18 protein-coding genes, 1 other RNA gene and 1 pseudogene are annotated in these 18,894 nt (G+C 54.7%); 14 read left to right on the top strand and 6 right to left on the bottom strand.

The annotated features are described in order from the left end of the window. Positions 1-170: 170 nt before the first annotated feature. The 3 genes from zapA (at position 171) to FAZ14_RS12475 (ending at position 1,421) form a co-directional block, all read left to right on the top strand. Positions 171-500 carry a cell division protein ZapA gene (zapA, locus tag FAZ14_RS12485; protein ID WP_012883229.1) on the top strand — a complete coding sequence of 110 codons (330 nt, stop codon included), beginning with the start codon at positions 171-173 and terminating at the stop codon, positions 498-500. A gap of 82 nt (positions 501-582) precedes the next feature. Then, positions 583-765: non-coding RNA, 6S RNA (gene ssrS / locus FAZ14_RS12480), on the top strand. Positions 766-806: 41 nt separating this feature from the next. Next, on the top strand, positions 807-1,421 hold the full coding sequence (locus FAZ14_RS12475; protein WP_153508624.1) for a 5-formyltetrahydrofolate cyclo-ligase: 615 nt from the start codon (positions 807-809) through the stop codon (positions 1,419-1,421). Between the two features lie 21 nt (positions 1,422-1,442). On the opposite strand, the gene nadR is transcribed toward FAZ14_RS12475, so the two are convergent. The 3 genes from nadR to serB all read right to left on the bottom strand — a co-directional run bounded on the left by nadR (position 1,443) and on the right by serB (position 5,257). Then, positions 1,443-2,702, bottom strand: coding sequence for a multifunctional transcriptional regulator/nicotinamide-nucleotide adenylyltransferase/ribosylnicotinamide kinase NadR (gene nadR, locus FAZ14_RS12470; protein WP_153508623.1), 1,260 nt, complete (start codon positions 2,700-2,702; stop codon positions 1,443-1,445). A gap of 71 nt (positions 2,703-2,773) precedes the next feature. After that, a complete protein-coding gene (gene radA, locus FAZ14_RS12465) occupies positions 2,774-4,159 on the bottom strand; it encodes a DNA repair protein RadA (protein WP_016943204.1) in 1,386 nt (461 codons plus the stop codon). 120 nt (positions 4,160-4,279) lie between these two features. Next, positions 4,280-5,257 carry a phosphoserine phosphatase gene (gene serB / locus FAZ14_RS12460; RefSeq protein WP_016943203.1) on the bottom strand — a complete coding sequence of 326 codons (978 nt, stop codon included), beginning with the start codon at positions 5,255-5,257 and terminating at the stop codon, positions 4,280-4,282. A gap of 128 nt (positions 5,258-5,385) precedes the next feature. Here serB and FAZ14_RS12455 point away from each other — a divergent pair, with 128 nt between their 5' ends. Continuing rightward, complete coding sequence (locus tag FAZ14_RS12455; RefSeq protein ID WP_153508622.1) at positions 5,386-6,066, top strand: YtjB family periplasmic protein; 681 nt, start codon at positions 5,386-5,388, stop codon at positions 6,064-6,066. Between the two features lie 12 nt (positions 6,067-6,078). Here FAZ14_RS12455 and tam read toward each other — a convergent pair whose 3' ends face one another. Together tam and FAZ14_RS12445 are read right to left on the bottom strand one after the other, a co-directional pair. Next, positions 6,079-6,855: a trans-aconitate 2-methyltransferase gene (gene tam / locus FAZ14_RS12450; RefSeq protein ID WP_153508621.1), complete on the bottom strand. Its 777-nt coding sequence runs from the start codon at positions 6,853-6,855 to the stop codon at positions 6,079-6,081. A 269-nt stretch (positions 6,856-7,124) separates the two neighbouring features. Beyond that, the gene (locus tag FAZ14_RS12445; protein ID WP_016943200.1) at positions 7,125-7,988 is read right to left on the bottom strand and encodes a hypothetical protein; all 864 of its coding nucleotides are present in this window, start codon (positions 7,986-7,988) and stop codon (positions 7,125-7,127) included. A gap of 391 nt (positions 7,989-8,379) precedes the next feature. Here FAZ14_RS12445 and prfC point away from each other — a divergent pair, with 391 nt between their 5' ends. The 9 genes and pseudogenes from prfC to FAZ14_RS12400 all read left to right on the top strand — a co-directional run bounded on the left by prfC (position 8,380) and on the right by FAZ14_RS12400 (position 17,555). Beyond that, entirely contained in the window at positions 8,380-9,969 is a 1,590-nt protein-coding gene (gene prfC, locus FAZ14_RS12440; RefSeq protein ID WP_016943199.1) for a peptide chain release factor 3, read from the top strand. A gap of 338 nt (positions 9,970-10,307) precedes the next feature. After that, positions 10,308-10,934 carry a molecular chaperone OsmY gene (gene osmY / locus FAZ14_RS12435; RefSeq protein ID WP_153508620.1) on the top strand — a complete coding sequence of 209 codons (627 nt, stop codon included), beginning with the start codon at positions 10,308-10,310 and terminating at the stop codon, positions 10,932-10,934. 120 nt (positions 10,935-11,054) lie between these two features. Continuing rightward, positions 11,055-11,246 carry a CsbD family protein gene (locus FAZ14_RS12430; RefSeq protein ID WP_016943197.1) on the top strand — a complete coding sequence of 64 codons (192 nt, stop codon included), beginning with the start codon at positions 11,055-11,057 and terminating at the stop codon, positions 11,244-11,246. 64 nt (positions 11,247-11,310) lie between these two features. Next, the gene (locus FAZ14_RS12425; protein WP_153508700.1) at positions 11,311-12,099 is read left to right on the top strand and encodes a TatD family hydrolase; all 789 of its coding nucleotides are present in this window, start codon (positions 11,311-11,313) and stop codon (positions 12,097-12,099) included. 254 nt (positions 12,100-12,353) lie between these two features. After that, positions 12,354-13,073, top strand: coding sequence for a 4'-phosphopantetheinyl transferase family protein (locus FAZ14_RS12420; RefSeq protein ID WP_038924990.1), 720 nt, complete (start codon positions 12,354-12,356; stop codon positions 13,071-13,073). A gap of 35 nt (positions 13,074-13,108) precedes the next feature. Continuing rightward, entirely contained in the window at positions 13,109-13,855 is a 747-nt protein-coding gene (locus FAZ14_RS12415; RefSeq protein ID WP_038924989.1) for an SDR family oxidoreductase, read from the top strand. Between the two features lie 391 nt (positions 13,856-14,246). After that, a pseudogene (locus FAZ14_RS12410) lies at positions 14,247-15,970 on the top strand (methyl-accepting chemotaxis protein). A gap of 518 nt (positions 15,971-16,488) precedes the next feature. Beyond that, on the top strand, positions 16,489-17,112 hold the full coding sequence (locus FAZ14_RS12405) for an HD domain-containing protein (RefSeq protein WP_153508619.1): 624 nt from the start codon (positions 16,489-16,491) through the stop codon (positions 17,110-17,112). Continuing rightward, the gene (locus FAZ14_RS12400) at positions 17,103-17,555 is read left to right on the top strand and encodes a GNAT family N-acetyltransferase (RefSeq protein ID WP_050567002.1); all 453 of its coding nucleotides are present in this window, start codon (positions 17,103-17,105) and stop codon (positions 17,553-17,555) included. The genes FAZ14_RS12405 and FAZ14_RS12400 overlap by 10 nt, the downstream gene beginning before the upstream one ends. Before the next feature lie 23 nt (positions 17,556-17,578). On the opposite strand, the gene FAZ14_RS12395 is transcribed toward FAZ14_RS12400, so the two are convergent. Beyond that, a complete protein-coding gene (locus FAZ14_RS12395; RefSeq protein WP_016943191.1) occupies positions 17,579-17,809 on the bottom strand; it encodes a hypothetical protein in 231 nt (76 codons plus the stop codon). 290 nt (positions 17,810-18,099) lie between these two features. Between FAZ14_RS12395 and FAZ14_RS12390 the strand changes: the two genes are divergently transcribed. Then, positions 18,100-18,882, top strand: a complete 783-nt coding sequence (locus tag FAZ14_RS12390; RefSeq protein WP_153508618.1) for an ABC transporter ATP-binding protein — start codon at positions 18,100-18,102, stop codon at positions 18,880-18,882. Positions 18,883-18,894 lie beyond the last annotated feature (12 nt).

The following is an 18,894-nucleotide window of genomic DNA, read 5'->3' as shown; positions in this document are numbered from 1 at the left end:
TTCGTTTTGAGCAACGCCTCTGCCACTGACAATCTTATGGGTATAATAAAGGGCTTGTATCTTCTATTTTGGATATATATAGTAGCGCCCGCTTTTTCAAGGCCCCGTCACGGGCCGCGCAGCGGATGTCCCTCATGCGGGCGTGAAACGAAATAAGGCAGGAAGGTGACATGTCTGCACAACCGGTAGATATTCAGATTTTTGGCCGTTCGTTAAGAGTTAATTGTCCGCCAGAACAGCAGGATGCGCTGAATCAGGCTGCGGAGGATCTTAACCAGCGGTTGCAGGACCTCAAGGTGCGTACCCGGGTGACGAACACCGAGCAACTGGTGTTTATTGCTGCGCTTAACGTGTGTCATGAGCTGGCGCAGGAACGGCTGAAAACCCGTGACTATGCCGCGAATATGGAACAGCGTATTCGCATGTTGCAGCAGACGATTGAGCAGGCCTTGCTGGAGCAAGGGCGAATTACTGAACGTCAGGGCGCGCAATTTGAGTAGCGTGTCTCGTTTTGACAAAAGTCCGATTTTTTTGGGTAACACATCGCTACCAGACGTGATAAGGTAGCTTTGAAAGAACAAAATTTCTCTGAGATGTTCGCCAGCGGGCAAGTCCCCTGAGCCGATATTTCAACCAACAGAATGTAACGATCCGTAGTTGGTGAGCACGCTCGGTTCGGCCGAGAAGCCTTAAGATTGCGACGTTGCGTTCACCTTGAACCAAGGGTTCAAGGGTTACAGCCTGCGGCGGCATCTCGGAGATTCCCTCTCGTTTATCCCCTGTTAATGGCATGGCAGTGACTGCGCATGAACCTAGCCAGTGCGTCTTCCGATCTCTCTTGTATTACCTCGTTACGCCAGCATATTCGTCAGCAGGTTCGCCAGCGTCGTCGTGCGTTAACGCCTTTGCAGCAAGCCACCTTTGCCCAGCAGGCCGCTGAGCGGGTGATGACGAATCCGCGTCTGGTCGGTGCCAAACGCGTCGCGGTGTTTTTGTCGTTTGACGGCGAGCTGAATACCCAACCGTTGATAGCCGCACTCTGGCAGCACCAAAAACAGGTCTATCTGCCGGTGCTGCACCCTTTTTGTTGCGGGCATCTGCTGTTTTTACGTTATGCGCCGGATACGGTACTGGTGTGGAATCGGCTGAAGATTCAGGAACCGCAGTTGGATGTGCGCGACGTATTGCCGGTTGAGCAACTCGATGTGCTGTTGACGCCGCTGGTGGCGTTCGATGCCACCGGGCAGCGGTTGGGGATGGGCGGTGGGTTTTATGACCGCACGTTGCAACACTGGCAGTCGCGCGGCCCTTATCCTATCGGACTGGCGCATGATTGCCAGCAGGTAGAGGCGTTACCGGTAGCAAGCTGGGACGTGCCGCTGCCGGAAATCATCACGCCTTCTCATCACTGGCACTGGTAGCCCCCGACTGACAGCGGGGGGTTAGCCCGCCGCTGTCATGATCGGTGGCTGGCGGTCATGCCCCAGCATCTGTTGCACCAGTTCCACACAGCGCAGAAAGCGGCTGTCGTAGTCGGATTCGGTGACATGAACGTAAGGGACGTTATTTTCTGCCAGCATGCTTTTGAGCACATCCTGAAACGCTTTGCGATCCGCCGCACTGCCGAGGCTGCGCAAGCCATCTGCCACCCACGGGGTGTTATTTTCCAGCAAAATCACCAGATCAAAGCGGTACTCTTCAATCAACGCCTGCACGAACGGGTGTTCACGGCCTTCGTATTTTTTACAAAACGCCTGCGTGGTGATGAAGTCGGTGTCGATAAACGCCACTTTATTGGCGTATTTCACCGCAAAATCGATGTACTGGGCCTGACCGAGCGCGATTTTGTCGTAATCGGAATACTGTAGCGCCATTTCATCCCCCCCCAGGTGGGAGAACACGTAGTCACGGCCATATTCCCAGGCGCTGGTGGTGTTGAAGATATTCGCCAGCTTGTTGACCAGCGTAGATTTACCGCTGGATTCCCCGCCCAGAATCGCCACGGTGCGCACGAAAAACGGCTTCACTTCGGTGGGGATATATTCCCAGTAGCGAAACGGATCCTGGCGGATCTGCGCGCCGCTGATGCTCATGAAGGAGCGTTTCGGGTCGACCAGCACGGTGTCGATACCGAGGTGTTCTTTGTATTGCGCGGCGTCCTGCTCTTCACTGGTATAGACGTATTGCGGGTCGATACCTTTTTCCGCCATAAACTGTTTGATACCGCAGCTCCACACATCCCAGCCATGCGGATAGGGTTCCATGCCCTGTTCGTTGAAGGCATGAATATGGATATTTTTTTGGTACTTGAAGGTTTGCAACAACCAGCGCAGACGGTCACTGACGGTGGGTTGCTGCGACATGGAACTGTGTTCAAACAACAGGCGATCGCGCGGTTCGTCGTAGCCAAGAATCACGTGCAGCTCGTCTACCTGACTACAGGCGCGTTGAATCAGGTAAATGTGGCCGGTGTGCAGCGGGTAGAACTTACCAAACACCACACCGATACTTTTTTGCTGATAGGGGAATTCCAGCTCCAGAAAACGGTGCAGCGATTCCAGCTTCTGCGCGCTGGGGCTTTTGATTTTGGCATTGAGCAACTGGCTCAGATAGCCTTTGGTCATACCCGCGGCGTCGGCGACCTGTTGCAGGGTACAGCCTTTTTGTCTGATGGCTGTTTTCAGGTAATCGTAGGGAGACATGGTCTGATACTCCGATGTGGCGGATAACGCACTGCCATATTACTGTTCCGGCAAGTAAAGCCTAATGGAAATTACAGATCATCCAGAATCGCCAGCGCGTCCGATAGCTTTTTCGCGCCCATCACCTGCATATTGGCAGGGGGTTTCTTCGGCATATTGGCAAACGGCACGATGGCGCGTTTAAACCCATGCTTGGCCGCTTCGATAATACGCTCCTGACCGCTTGGCACCGGGCGAATTTCTCCCGCCAGACCGACTTCACCGAACACCACCACATCCTGCGGCAGCGGTCGGTCGCGGAAGCTGGACACCAGCGATAACAGCAACGCCAGATCGGCGCTGGTTTCTGTGACCTTGACGCCACCGACCACGTTGACGAACACGTCCTGATCCGACATCTGCAACCCGCCGTGGCGATGCAATACGGCCAGCAGAATCGCCAGCCGGTTTTGTTCCAGCCCAACAGCGACCCGGCGCGGGTTCGCCATCATCGATTGGTCCACCAGCGCCTGAATTTCAACCAGCAGCGGTCGGGTGCCTTCCCATACCACCATCACGGAACTGCCCGATGTGATTTCATCACCCCGGCTCAGGAAGATGGCAGACGGATTATTCACTTCCCGCAGCCCCTGTTCCGTCATGGCGAATACACCCAGTTCGTTGACGGCACCAAAACGGTTTTTGTGGCTGCGCAGGGTGCGAAAACGGGAGTCGGCGTCGCCATCGAGTAATACCGAACAGTCGATACAATGCTCCAGTACCTTTGGGCCAGCAAGCGAGCCGTCTTTGGTGACGTGACCGACCATGATGATGGCAACACCACGGGTTTTCGCAAAGCGTGTCAGGTAGGCGGCGGTTTCGCGCACCTGCGCCACGCTGCCGGGAGACGATTGAATATCGGCCAGATGCATCACCTGGATAGAGTCGATCACCATCAGCTTCGGTTGTTCCTGCTCGGCAATCAGGCAGATTTGCTCGATGCTGGTTTCCGACAGCATATTAATATGTTGAGCGGGCAGACCGAGGCGGTGGGCGCGCATCGCCACCTGCTGGAGAGATTCCTCGCCGGTGACGTACAGGGTTTTCATTTGTTCGGACAATTTGCACAGGGTTTGCAGCAGCAGGGTACTTTTACCCGCACCTGGGTTACCGCCGATCAGAATGGCGCTGCCGGGGACCACGCCACCGCCCAATACCCGGTCAAACTCCAAAAAGCCGGTGGAGAAACGCGGCAGCGCCTCCAGGCTGATGTCGGAGAGTTTCTGCACCCGACTGACACTGCCGCTGTCCCCGGCGTAACCGGAGAAGCGATCGTTGCGTGATGGGGAGGACGCGGCGGCCAGACGCACCTCGGTGATGGTGTTCCAGGCGTGGCAGGCGCTGCATTGCCCCTGCCAGCGTGGGTAGTCAGCCCCGCATTCATTACAGACAAAAGCACGTTTGACGGCTTTGGCCATGAATTCCCTCCTGTTTGACTGCGCTTTCTTTTTACTGCCTGGTGAATCGCACTGCACTGTGATAGCGCGTTATCTATCACCTGTCGCTCATAACAAATGGTCTGTGAACGGGTGTACGGTTCAGCTTTTTTCGTGTCGCAGGCTACCGCTGAGAATACACAATACGCCGGTCAGGTCCGCATGGCGGATAGTGACGGCACTTTGCTGGTTCACCTTCGGTTTGGCGTGATACGCGATGCCCAGCCCCGCGGCTTTAATCATCAGCAGGTCGTTGGCACCGTCGCCGATGGCGACCGTCTGGTGTACCGGGATAGCCAGTTTCTCGGCCAGTTGTTGCAGCGTATCGGCTTTATATTTCGCATCGATGATGGGGCCGACCACTTCACCGGTCAGTTTACCGTCGCGCATGCCCATTTCGTTGGCGACTGCTGCTACCAGACCAAGCTCGTCACGCAGGTAGTCAGCGAAATAGGTGAAACCGCCGGATGCGATAGCCAGGTACCAGCCAGCCTCTTGTAACTGTTTGACCATGTTTTTCAAGCCAGGCATCAGCGGCAATGTTTCCCGCACCTGTCGCAGAATGTTGGCATCAGCACCTTTGAGGGTGCCGACACGCTGGCGCAGGCTGGCGGCGAAATCCAGTTCGCCACGCATGGCGCGCTCGGTCACTTCCGCGACCTGTTCACCGGTACCGGCCAGTTTGGCGATTTCATCGATACATTCGATCTGAATGGCGGTGGAATCCATGTCCATCACCAACAGGCCGGGCGAGCGCAAACTCGGCGTATTGCCCATCGGTGTGACATCCAGACCCAGTTCGTGGGCAACTTTGGTGATGCGTGGTGTTAAGGTACCCGCCAGGCGTACAACCTGATAGTCGTCCACGCTCCAGGCACTGACTATCACCAGCGGTTCATCCAGACGACGCTGGATGCGGGATAGCAGATATTTGTCGAGCACATCGCCGTACATCAGCCAGCCGGTATTACCGGCGCGATAGTCGAGCGGCATGACCTCGTCGTCACTCAGCGACAAGGGTAAATTTGGCCAGCAGTTGATCTCATCGGGCAGATCGCTATAGGTCAAACGGTTCGACATGGGTTAAATATCCTTTCCTGCGGGTAGTGAGCATTGACGGGGTGGACGGCCACAAATTAACGCAACAAGCTATCCTATCGCTAACGCTTCTGGCAACATGAAAGTATCCAAATCGCGCAGGTATTCCCATGGTTCGGGCCCGGATTAAATTTCGCTTACATCGCACCGCCATTGTGCTGATCTGTCTGGCTCTGTTGGTGGTCTTATTGCAAGGCGCGTCTTATTTCAGCCTCAGCCATCAGATGGCCCGTTCCGAGCAGGTAGAAGAGCTGGCGCGCACGCTGACACGCCAGGTGGCATTCAATCTGACCCCGTTGCTGGAGAGTAACAACGATAACAGCAGCAAAATTGAAGAGATGTTGCAGCAGTTAACGGATCACAGCCGTATTCTGGATGCCGCCGTGTACCTGCAGGACGGCACGCTGGTGGCGCGGTCAGGTGAGCAGGTGGCTGTACGTGACCGGCTGGCGCTCGATGGCAGCCGCGCCGGTAGTTACTTCAATCACCAGATGGTGGAGCCGCTCAACACTAAAGACGGCCCGATCGGTTTTTTGCGCATCACGCTGGACACCCATGTGCTGGCGACGGAAGCCCGTCAGGTGGATAACACCACCAACATCCTGCGGTTGATGATCATGATGGCGCTGGCCATTGGCATTATTCTGGCCCGTACCTTGTTGCAGCACCGTCGTTCCCGCTGGCAACAGTCGCCTTACCTGCTGACCGCGAATGCCTCGTCGCAGGATGATGAACTGGCGAATGATGACGGCGCTTCCGTGCCGGATAGCGATAAAACCCACAAACCCTAAACAAGCGATTTATTACCGGCGTCGCGTCGCCACCATAAACAGACGCGGGTAGATAAGCAGGCTGTTGCCATCGGCCTGAGTCGGGTAAGCCGCTTGCAGGCCGCTCTGGTAGCGTTGCAAAAAGTCCTGCTGTTCCTGCGCGTTCAACGGTGCCAGGAATGGGCGCAAACCCGTGCCTTTCAACCACTCGATAATCGCCTGTGCACTCCCCATGATGTGATAATAGGTGGTTTGCCAGATATCCACGTCGCAACCGTGACTGACCAACACGTCGTAATACTGCCCGGGGCTGAGCAGCGAGTGTCGGATCTGGTCTATGTCGCCAAATCGATCCATCCACGGCCCCTCGGCGGCGACGCTACGCATCAGTTGGTGTGTGGGCTGGCTCAATGTGTCTGGCATTTGCACCGCCAGTACACCACCCGGTGCCAGATGCGCCACCAATGCCGATAGCAGGCGCTCATGATCCGTCAACCATTGCAGCGAGGCGTTAGCGTAGATGACGTCCTGCGGGGTATCCGGTTGCCAGTCGGTGATGTCGGCCTGCTGGAATGCACAACCCGGCAGGCGTTGCCGCGCTTGTTGCAGCATTGCGGCTGAGTTATCCACGCCGGTGACGTGCGCCTGCGGCCATGCCTGATGCAGCAACTCGGTGCTGTTGCCAGGGCCACAGCCCAGATCGGTGACACGGGTAGGGTGGGGATGCGAAATACGGGATAACAGTTCGAGGGCCGGACGGGTACGTTCATTGGCAAAACGCAGGTAAAGCTCAGGGTTCCAGTCTTGCATGGCTATCTCCTTGGCAGGTGGGAGCGATGGGGAAACCGGGTCAGGGAGTAGCAGCATAAGAACCAGGCGGGATTTTTTCCATCCATGGCGGTGCATTTCCGGGGGATGACGGGGAATACAGCACAATTAATCCTAATTAAAGTGATCCCAATAAAGTGATCCCAGGAAGACGATCCCTGAGGGGCGATCGGTGACTGTCGTGTGTTGAGAATTGCTCTCTGACAGTCACTCCCCGATTGTGCTGTAGCTGCGCCGTTATTCCCCCAAAATTACCCCAGACGTTGCTGGAACTGCTGCCATTGCTGCTGCAATGCATTGATGTTGTGTTGCTCCCAGTCGCTGGGTGATGAGGTGGGTTGCAGATACGTGCGGAAACGATCGAACCAGCCATCGACGTCATTACCGCTTGCCAGCGCAAAAACCTGCTGGCGTTTGAGCTGCATGTCGCTGGTGCCAGTGTCGTATTTCTGTCGCTGGCTTTGCGCCCATGCCGCGCGGGCGGTATCGCCCGTTTCGAGGCCAATGCGGTATTCCCCTTCCATCAGGGCTTTATTGATGGTGTCTTGTGTCGCGATTTTCTGGCTGGCAAATGTGTCGATAGCGGCCTGAGCCTGCTGTTGGTAGTCGCTGTTCAGGTACTTGTCTTTGATAGCGGTCAGTTCGGCTTTTTTCACGCTCAGTTGCATCGCGCTGGTGGTATCGCTTTGCTGTTCGGCAAAACCGTAGGCCAGCACGTTGTGAACCAGTGTCAGGAGGTCCTCTTTACTGATATCGCTGTCGGCTTTGAGGTTGTTTGCCCAGCTACTGAAGGTCAGCCCGTCGCTGGCGGTCACAGGGTCCTTGAACAGCGGATTGTCCAGACTGACACCGGAAGACGTGCGGGAGAGCGCCTCATTGCGCAGGTCGCGAATCGCATTCGTCAGTTTTTCCTGCTCTTCCTTGCTCAGCGTGTTGCTGGATGATGAGGCCTGACGCCAGCGTGCCAGCGTTTCTTCGGAAACCTTGATGCTGGTCGGCATCGTGATGGTTTTCCCGGTAATAGGGTCGCGCTGTTCTATGTTGGTGTCAGACGGCGTAGCGGTCTGGGACTGGGGTTGGCTATATCCCGTAATGCTGTTAACAGACAGGTTCATGCTCTCTCCTTAAAATCGGTAAGCGTTAGCCTGTCTGTTATCGGTAAATGTAAGTCAGATCTTTACAAGTGTGTCTAAATGTTATTTTCGACGGTGTATTGAATGCAGGGTTTAGGTGATGAGCGATTGTGCCCGGCCGGTAAATCGGAGAAAATGATCGGCTTATCCATCTGTCGCTACGATGCCTGTCACTTAAGCCTGTGTGGGGGAAAACGCGTGTAAAAGTGCTTAGAGGAATCTTTCAGCCGTGCGGCTGCGCTTAGCGCGAGCCCTGATGGCTTAATTGATTGGCATCAGACAGCTTTATCTGTCTTTATTTTCTATTTTGTCTGGTGCGACATCTCTGCGTGTAGAGGTGTCGGCGCCTCACTGTTAAAGAAGCCTGAATAACATGTCTCCAAGTGAATACGCACGCGAAGTCTCGAAACGTCGGACATTCGCTATTATCTCTCACCCTGACGCCGGTAAAACCACCATTACGGAAAAGGTATTGCTGTTCGGACAGGCGATCCAGGTTGCCGGTACGGTAAAAGGGCGTGGCTCCAACCAGCATGCTAAATCTGACTGGATGGAGATGGAAAAACAGCGTGGTATCTCGATTACCACCTCGGTGATGCAGTTCCCGTATCGCGAAAGTCTGGTCAACCTGCTCGATACACCGGGGCACGAAGACTTCTCTGAAGATACCTACCGCACGCTGACCGCCGTCGACTGCTGTTTGATGGTGATCGATGCCGCCAAAGGCGTTGAGGACCGGACCCGTAAGCTGATGGAAGTGACCCGTCTGCGCGATACACCGATCCTGACCTTTATGAACAAACTCGACCGCGATATCCGTGATCCGATGGAATTGCTGGACGAGGTAGAAAACGAACTGAACATCGCCTGTGCGCCGATTACCTGGCCGATTGGCTGCGGTAAGCTGTTTAAAGGTGTCTACCACCTGTACAAAGACGAAACCTATCTTTACCAGAGCGGTATGGGTCATACCATTCAGGCCGTTCGTATCGTCAAAGGGCTGGATAACCCGGAACTGGATCAGGCGGTCGGTGACGATCTGGCGGCGCAATTGCGTGAAGAGCTGGAACTGGTCAAAGGCGCGTCGCACGAATTCGAGCAGGAAGCGTTCCTGAATGGGGAACTGACGCCGGTATTCTTCGGTACGGCGCTGGGTAACTTCGGTGTCGATCACATGCTGGATGGTCTGGTGGCCTGGGCACCCGCGCCGATGCCGCGTAAGACCGATGCGCGTGTGGTGAGTGCCGACGAAGAGAAATTCAGCGGTTTTGTGTTCAAGATTCAGGCCAACATGGACCCGAAACACCGCGACCGCGTGGCATTCATGCGGGTGGTGTCTGGCCGCTATGAAAAAGGAATGAAGTTGCGTCAGGTGCGCACCGGCAAAGACGTGGTGATCTCTGATGCGCTGACGTTCATGGCGGGCGATCGCTCTCATGTGGAGGAAGCCTGGCCGGGCGACATTATCGGTTTGCACAACCACGGCACGATTCAGATTGGCGATACCTTTACTCAGGGTGAAGATCTGAAATTCACCGGTATCCCCAACTTCGCCCCGGAACTGTTCCGCCGTATCCGCCTGCGTGATCCGCTCAAGCAGAAGCAGTTGCTCAAAGGGCTGGTGCAGTTGTCCGAAGAGGGTGCGGTGCAGGTGTTCCGTCCGCTGATGAACAACGATTTGATCGTGGGTGCGGTCGGGGTGCTGCAGTTTGACGTGGTGGTAGCCCGCCTGAAAACTGAATACAACGTAGAAGCGGTGTACGAATCGGTGAACGTTTCCACCGCCCGTTGGGTTGAGTGCGGCGACGTGAAGAAATTCGAGGATTTCAAACGTAAGAACGAGTCAAACCTGGCGTTGGATGGCGGCGATAATCTCACGTATATCGCACCGACTATGGTGAACCTCAACCTCGCTCAGGAACGTTATCCTGACGTGAAGTTCTATAAAACCCGCGAGCATTAATCGTTGGTTTGCAGCCCACTCCAGCCGGAGTGGGCTTTTTATTTTATTCCTTAATTATCATCGTATTATTGCTGTATTCCCGCCATTTCTCGCATCACGGACAAATCTGAAATCACGACCTGTCGGCCATCCGGTGCTGGGCTTTTCCCTGCGATTGTCTATAGTTAACGGTGTGTTACTTTTCTGGTTTATTTGACTTTTAATGCATTGAGTGATGGTTCGTTATTTTTATTTTATTTGTTTATTTGAATAAATAATCTGATGACGTGTAGCGAATCGTTCCGGCCTGAGGGGAATCCCCTGCGGTAAAACAGGCGATAACGATAAGGAAGGTTGCGATGAAAAAGACCACGATTGCATTTTCGCTGGCGGCGGTATTTTCGCTGACGACGATAGTACTGGTGAGCGCCAACGCGCAGGCTGAGCAGGAAACGCTGGCGCAGCAGGCGCAGCGTATCGCGCAGACCGCCGGTAAAACCATCGACAATTCCTTACAACAAGCCACAGACTATGTGGATGACAGCACGCTCACTGCCAGAGTAAAAAGCGCATTACTGAAAGATGAAACGCTCGACAGCAATGACATCTCCGTTTCTACCCACGATGGGGTGGTGACACTCAGTGGGTTCATTGCCAGCCAGCAGATGGCGACCGGTGCGGTGAAAATTGCTGCCCAGACTGAAGGGGTGAAATCAGTCAGCGATAAATTGCAGGTTAAAGATGGCAGCGGTGTGCAGTCGGTGGGCGGGTACGCTGACGATGCACTGACCACCAGCACTGTCAAAGCCAAACTCCTGGCCGATGACATCGTGCCTTCCCGCCATATCAAGGTGATAACCCAGGATGGCGTGGTGTTGCTGACCGGCCAGGTCGCTAACCGGGCGCAAGCGGAACGGGCGGAATCCATCGCTAAAGCGGTCAGCGGTGTGAAGAGCGTCAAGAACGAGTTGACGGTGAAGTCCTAAGCCACACATGTCCCCCGGCAGCGCAAGCGAACGAAGTCCACACGTTTGTCATATTGTTTCGTCACACTGGCGGCGTAGTTTTTTATCTGACTTTTTGTTCTGTACTTGCTGGGGGTCATCATGATGAATCTGGATGTCGCTATAGGCAGATGGAAGCAGTTGAAGGGATGCCTGTGGGAACTGTGGGCAGAATATGTGGACAGCGACGATGCCTGGGTATCGGGAAACCACGATTTTCTGGCCGGTGTGATGCAGGAATATTACGGAAAAGAGCAGGACGAGGTATCCTCAGGGCATGACAGCCTGCACTGAGAGAGCGCCGTTGCCTACTGCCTTTTTTACTGATTCGTTATCTGGCTCGATATCTGATGACCCGATGGCGACGTCCGTCGGGTTTATTGATACCCATTGTCACTTTGATTTTCCCCTGTTTGCGGATGATGCCGCAGGTAGTCTGGCGCAAGCCGGGCAGGCGGGGGTCCACCGTCTTATCATTCCTGCCGTTGCGGCTGAACATTTTGAACGGGTCTTGTCGCTCAGTCAGCGCTGGCCTGCGCTTTACGCCGCACTGGGGTTGCATCCGTTGTATATCGCCGGGCATCAGGAGTCGCATCTCGCCGAGCTGGCGTCCGTGCTTGAGCAGGCCCCGCCTCGTCTGGTGGCGGTGGGGGAGATTGGCCTGGATCTGTACATGTCGGATCCTCAATTTGAGCGGCAGAAAGCGTTTCTGGGGGCACAGCTTAAGCTGGCCGCCCGCCACGACTTGCCGGTTATCCTTCATTCCCGCCGTAGCCACGACCAACTGGCGCAAATGCTGCGTCGTTACCCGGTTCCTGGTACTGGTGTAGTGCATGGTTTTGCCGGTAGTTACGATCAGGCGATGACGTTTATTCGTCTGGGTTACTACATTGGCGTTGGCGGCACTATCACTTATCCCAGAGCTAACAAGACGCGTCAGGCGATCGCGCGCTTGCCGCTCGACCGGTTGCTGCTGGAGACCGATGCGCCGGATATGCCGGTGTGTGGATTTCAAGGGCAGCCGAATCGCCCGGAGCGTTTGGTTTGTGTGTTCAACACGCTGTGTGAACTGCGTTCTGAGCCGCCGCAGGTGATTGCGGACACCCTTTTTGCCAATACCCGACGACTGTTTCCTGCACTGCGGTGATCAGCATCGGCGTTTATTGCCTACATTGCGCGACTTAACGCTATACTTGGCGGCATAAGGGATGGGTTTAATGACCCTTATTAATCAAGGGAAGTGATTGGGGGACGGTTTTTATTACCGGTTTCTCTTTGATGCGGGTGTAACAGTAGTCGGTGTTTTGCCACAGGCGTTCACGTTCAAGCTGATGAAACATCGCTTATTTACTGGATAGCCAGACCGTTAACGGCGTATATCTGGTTGCAGAGTGCAGTGACATGCTTTCTTCATTTATTAACCATATCGAATGGTTGACCGTTTATCAGGCCGGAAGTGCGGCTGCTTACCCTGGACATTGTGCCCGCTGTCATTTTGAGTTGTCGGCGTATCGCGATGATCTGTTCTCGCGGGCGGGTATTCCTGTTCCGGCGGATATTGCCCGCTCGGTGCCGAAACGACGAGCTGAATATCTGGCGGGGCGTTATCTGGCGCAAAACGTCATGTCACGCCTGGGGGTGGAGGGCTATGTACTCACCAGCGCGCCTGATCGTTCGCCGCAGTGGCCTGCGGGGATTGTCGGTTCCCTGAGTCACAACGTTGACAGCGTGCTGTGTGCCGCGCATCGATGTGGTCAGGATATGACGTGCGTTGGGCTGGATATTGAAACCCGGATGAGTGGCGAGCGTGCCGATAATCTGTGGCCTGGCATCGCCGATGAGATTGAATACGACTGGTTGCATTCCCACGATCCCATTCCTTTCGCCAGTATGCTGACGCTCAGTTTTTCAGCCAAAGAGAGCCTGTTTAAAGCGTTGTACCCACAGGTGAAACGCTACTTCGACTTTCTGGATGTGCGCATGGTCGGGCTGGATACCACACAGCGGACGTTCACGCTGCAACTGCTGACTGACCTGTCTGCCGATTATCCACAGGGGCGTCGCTTCTGTGGGTCTTACCAATTGCGTGACAACGACATCACCACCTTTCTGTTTAACTGAGCCGGATGGCACCACCACAACAGGGAATGACCACGATGAACATGACGGGAAATACGATACTGATCACCGGCGGAGGGTCCGGTATCGGGTTGGGGCTGGCGGCGGCGTTTCATCAGCGGGGTAATCAGGTGATTATCGCCGGGCGACACGCGACGACATTGCAGCAGGCGGCGGCGTCTTTTCCCGGTATGGCCTGGCAGGTGCTGGATCAGCGAGATCCTGACGCCATCAGTGCGTTTGTCACGCAGTTGCTACAGGATCATCCCACGCTTAATGTGGTAATCAATAACGCGGGGATCCAACGGCGTGAAGACCTGACCGCGGTGGATCCGCCGTTGATCACCGACACCGTATCGACCAACCTGCTGGGGCCGTTGTGGTTAACCGGTGCGTTGATACCTCACTTGCTGCGTCAGACGCAGGCGGCGGTGCTGAATGTGACATCGGAACTGGCTTTTTTGCCGCAGGCTATCACCCCTACCTATTGCGCCACTAAAGCGGCGTTGCATGCCTACACCGAGGCGTTGCGCTGTCAGCTTCGCCAGACGTCAGTACAGGTCATCGAAATTATCCCTCCCTGGGTGCAAACCGGGTTACAAGGCGAGCAGGGCTATGATCCGCGGGCGATGCCGCTGCCTGATTTTATTGATGAAACGCTGGCGTTACTCTCACAGCAGCCACAAGCCGATGAGATTGTCGTCGACAGGGCCCGTGCGTTGCGGTTTGCTGAACGTGAAGGGGCATACGCTGAGCGTTTTCGGGCTTTCAATACTGAGGTGTAAAACCCGATTGCCTCGGCAGAGCCGGTTAAGCAGGCAACTGACGCTGAATACCGCCAGACGACACCGTTGGGGGGACACCCGCCAATGGTGTAGTGGTGATATTGTATCTAAATGTAATATTCAATGTTTTTTGATGTATTTTGGTTTGTGCGCCTGCCAAAAATTTAATGCGCGCGTAGCGATCATTTTCCTTCAATACCACAGTGTATTTATTTTTATGATTTAAAATCAGTTAATTGATTTTTTTACCACTGTTCTTTTTCTCACCGAAAATCATATCTTTCCGCTTCGTTTTAATTCGCATTGATTAATCCCAGAGATTAACACGCCGATAACTAATGCAATGTTTTGTATAACTTTTGTGTTCACTGTGCTCTGAAAGGAAAAAATGATGAATACCGCTACTCTGTCTTCTTCGTCGCCCGGAGTGAGTTTCTGGCACCATTGGCGGCTGATGCCGATGTTCAGTTCCATTATCGGCGTTATCCTGCTTTTGTTCGCACTGGCTATCGGATTTTCCGTCCATTTTCTGGTACGCAGCAACAGTTCCCTCAACGATGTCACCGCAGAAATCCAGGTCCGTCTGGGGGTGTCGAACAGTTCTAACCATCTGCGTACCGCCGTCTGATGCTGATTCAGGCGGCGGCCGCCGCTAAAGACGGTGATAAAGACACCGCCAGCAGCAGTATTCAACAAGCCGAAGGTCGCCTGAAACAGTCAGCGGATAGCTTTACCGCTTATCAAAGTCGTGAAGTCAAAACACCGGCAGACCTGGCGTTGGATGACGCGCTGCAACAGCGTTACAACGAGTACGTTAACACTGGCGTCAGGCCGATGCTGGATGCCGTGAAAGCCGGGCGTTACGACGATGTGCTCGCCATTGAATGGAAACAGACCCGTAAACTTGACCTTGCCTACAATGATGTGTTGCTGAAAGTGGTGGCTATCCGCACCCAGCGGGCAGAAGCGCTCAACCGCGAGGCACAGCAGGAGTCGGTATTTGGCTATAGCGTCATGGCCGTCAGTTTTGTGGTGGCCGTGCTGGTCTCGCTGTTTACCTACCTGTGTCTGCGCCGGGTGATTATCACGCCGATGCGTTCGCTGGTTGAGCGTATCGAGCGCATCGCCTCCGGTGATCTCACCATGCCGCTGGCACAATGGGGGCGGGGTGAAGTCGGCCAGTTGGGCCACTATCTGCAAAATATGCAGCAGTCGCTGGCTCGGACCGTCAGCAATGTACGCCACGGGGTTGAGGCTATTTATCAGGGCATTACCGAGATTTCCGCCGGTAACAGCGATCTCTCCTCCCGTACCGAAGAGCAGGCTTCCGCGCTGGAACAGACTGCTGCCAGTATGGAAGAACTGACCTCTACCGTGCGTCATAACGCCGAGAACGCCAACCATGCCAGCCAACTGGCGGGGAATGCCTCGGGCAAGGCACGGCAAGGCGGCGAACTGGTGGATGGCGTAGTACAAACCATGGGGAATATTCATCAGAGTTCGAAGAAGATTTCTGAAATCACCAACATCATCAACGGGATCGCTTTCCAGACAAACATTCTGGCGCTAAACGCGGCGGTAGAAGCGGCGCGAGCGGGTGAACAAGGGCGAGGTTTTGCGGTGGTGGCAGGTGAGGTGCGTTCGCTGGCACAGCGCAGTGCGCAGGCTGCCAAAGAAATCGAAGGGCTCATTACCGAATCGGTCGCGCTGGTGGAAACGGGGTCTGATCAGGTTAGCCGAGCCGGGGAAACCATGCAGGATATCGTCAACGCCGTGACCAGCGTAACGGATATTATGGCGGAAATTTCAGTCGCGTCGCAGGAACAGAGCAAGGGTATCGATCAGGTCGGTCAGGCGATTAACTCGATTGATAACGTTACTCAACAGAATGCGGCCTTGGTTGAGCAGGCGACGGCGGCAGCGACGTCACTGGCCGGGCAGGCCGCCGGGCTTAACGAGGCGGTATCGGCGTTCCGTATCGACAGTGTGGAACAACGACCTGCCGTTGGAGCATCATCGTCAGCTCGTGCGGTTGGCGCACAAACTGCATTACCTAAAACACTCCCGGGTGTGAAAAAGACAAAAGTCAGCAACGATGACTGGGAAACGTTCTGAGTAAACGCGATGAAATCGTGCTGAGATAAAAGTGGGTAGCCAGCGGCTACCCGTTTTTTTCAGAGAATGTTTTTTCAGTGAAAAACCGTCGATAAAGCGTTATGCCCGGCTGAAATAAAACCGCACTGACTTTTTCTCAATACCCACAAACTTGTCTGGCGGAATAAAAACGGTGCTGGCAACCAGAGCGTGACTCGAATTATTTCAGAGATCGTTTATTATTTAATAAAGGCAGCAAGTAGTCTGGCGACGTTTTTCAACATCATTTATAGCCGTGTTCCTTTGATGGCTGTGTCTTGTTTATCACTCTGCTTTGTTTATAACTATGTCGTGTTTATAACTATGTCGTGCTTATAACTGCGTCGCATTGATAACGGTATCCCGTTGATGGCTATTCCCCGTATAGGGGGAGGGCGGGTCTGGTTTGATGATGGGGCCGGTTTGATAATGGGGCAAGTTTGATAATGATGTTGCAACGATATCTCGCCAGACATTGACTCCTTTTGAGGAGCGGAAAAATGACACTGATTGAACGAGCCCGAGAATTTGCTACCGAGGCGCATGCCGCCTGCGAGCAAAAACGGAAATATACCGGTGAGCCTTATATTGTTCATCCGGCGGCGGTCGTCACGTTGCTGATGCAAATTGAGCCGTCACCGGAGATGATTGCTGCTGCCTGGTTGCATGATACGGTGGAGGATACCCCCGTGACACTCGAACAGGTGACCCGGTTATTTGGCTCGCAGGTGGCCCGTTACGTCGAAATGCTGACGGATGTTCGCACCCGTCAGGACGGTGGCGAGCGTATTCACCGCAAGAACGCCAATTTGCTGCACAGTGCGGCCGCTTGTCCGCAAGCACAGAGCATCAAGCTGTGCGATCTGATTGATAACAGTCGCAATGTTCTGGAACAGGACCCGGTGTTCGCCCGCCCGTACATGGTGGAAATGCGCCGTCTGCTGGCGGTGCTGACACAAGGTGACCCTCGGTTGTATGCCGCAGCAACCCGCCAGTGCGACCACACGATATTGTGTATTCATCGCTCGCTGGGGAATGAGCGCTGGTATCAACAGCTTTGGCAGCAATACGAAGCGCACCTGCCGTTGAGTAGTGTGCTGGAGCGGGCACAGGAATGGGTGTGAGCCGGCAAATTGTACGTCTTGATGCATTGCCTGACGCGCTGGCGGTGCTGGTGGCTGAAAGTCAGCAGCAAGGGTTTCGATTTTTATACCGGTTGCAGACGGAGTTTCAGTCTGGCGCTAATGATTTCCGCTCACCCGGTGAAGGGCTATTTGCCGCGTTTGAGGCTGAGCGTCTGGTGGCGATTGGCGGCGTTAATCAGCAAACGGGCATGCCGTACACCGGGCGGTTGCGGCGTTTTTATGTTGCAGCAGATTATCGTCGGCAGGGTGTGGGGCGTGAGTTGTTAACCGTTATCGAACAGGCGGCGGCGAGCTATTTTCGCGAATTATCTCTTTTTACCGACACCCTTGAGGCGGCGCAGTTTTACCAGCGCCAGGGATATGTAGCGGTCAGCCTTCCCGATGTTAGTCATCGTAAAACCCTGGCTGGTGTTTCGTCATGACCTTGTTTCACCATGACGAACGGTTAACGGCCAATACTTCTCAACTGGGTGCAAAACGGGCAGTTGCAACCGCTCACTGAGGTGGCATCACAGATGCCCAACGGACTGCTGGCGACATGACCGTTACTGAATGCGGTTTCCATCTGCGCCAGCTTCGCGGCGTCATTCGGATTGACTGGCGTTAATCTGGCCTGAAACGCCGACGCGTTGGCTGCCGCAAACGAGAGAAAAACCAGCGACATTCTGAGTTTCATTACCCACCACCTGTAGGTTGCCAGGCAACCGTATTGAAAAGAACTGTATTTAAAAGAACAAACCGTGGCTTGTTATAACATACCCTTTTCTGCTTCGCATCCTTCGCACTTATCCAATAATCGTACAGTTTGTAAGCGTTCATGACGGGCATGAAGCCCATGACATCTCATTCTCCATCCTGCCTTCCATCCACTCTTCATCCACCCTCATGATGACCGTGTTTTGGTCTCTCTTATTTGTTATGTTATAACATAACAAATTGAGGTATTGGATGTGGGAGGGTGCTGACATGTGGCAGACCATGCCGCCTTTGTTACGGGTAGAGCATTTGAATGCAGTACACACGACCGGTCAACGGGTTCTGACCGATATTCACTTTTCCGTCGGGAGCAGGGAGTGTCTGGCGATTGTCGGCCCGAACGGCAGCGGTAAATCCACGCTATTACGCGCCTTATTGCATGACTCGCCGCCCGCAGGCGGGGGCGTCTGGCTGGGAGATAAACCGCTGGCGCAGTTGTCTCGCCAGCAACGGGCACGGCATATGGCGCTGATGAGCCAGCATGATACCCCCAGCCTGTCGCTCACGGTGGAAGAGTACGTGTCACTAGGTTGCCTGCCGCATGCGGATGCCCTGTCACCAGCGGCACAGCAGGATACGGTGGCGCACGTGCTGGAGGAAACCGGCTTGTCGCCGCTACGACAACGCAGGCTGGCGGTGCTGTCGGGAGGCGAGCGTCAGCGGGCATTTCTGGCGCGCGCACTGGCGCAACGCCCGGAGATTTTGCTTCTGGATGAGCCGACCAACCATTTAGACCCACGTGGACGGGCGGCGTTGCTGGCGCTGGTCCGGCAACGCGGCATCGCAGTGGTCGCGGTGTTGCACGATTTGTCGTTGGTAGAGGCGTTTGCCGATCGGGTGTTGGTGTTGTTTCAGGGGCGGCAGGTGTGTTGGGACGAGCCCGCACGGGCACTGGACAATGAGACTGTCTACCCGGTGTTTGGTGTTCACAGCTTTACGGTATCTCATCCTCAAACCGGCTTGCCGTTACGCCTTTTTGATGTGCCTGCATGAGCGATGAGCGAA

Origin of the sequence: Dickeya oryzae (assembly GCF_009372235.1) — a bacterium.
Classification (GTDB): domain Bacteria; phylum Pseudomonadota; class Gammaproteobacteria; order Enterobacterales; family Enterobacteriaceae; genus Dickeya; species Dickeya oryzae.
Note: the sequence above shows the minus strand (reverse complement) of the source record. Positions and strands in the feature narration are given on the sequence as shown.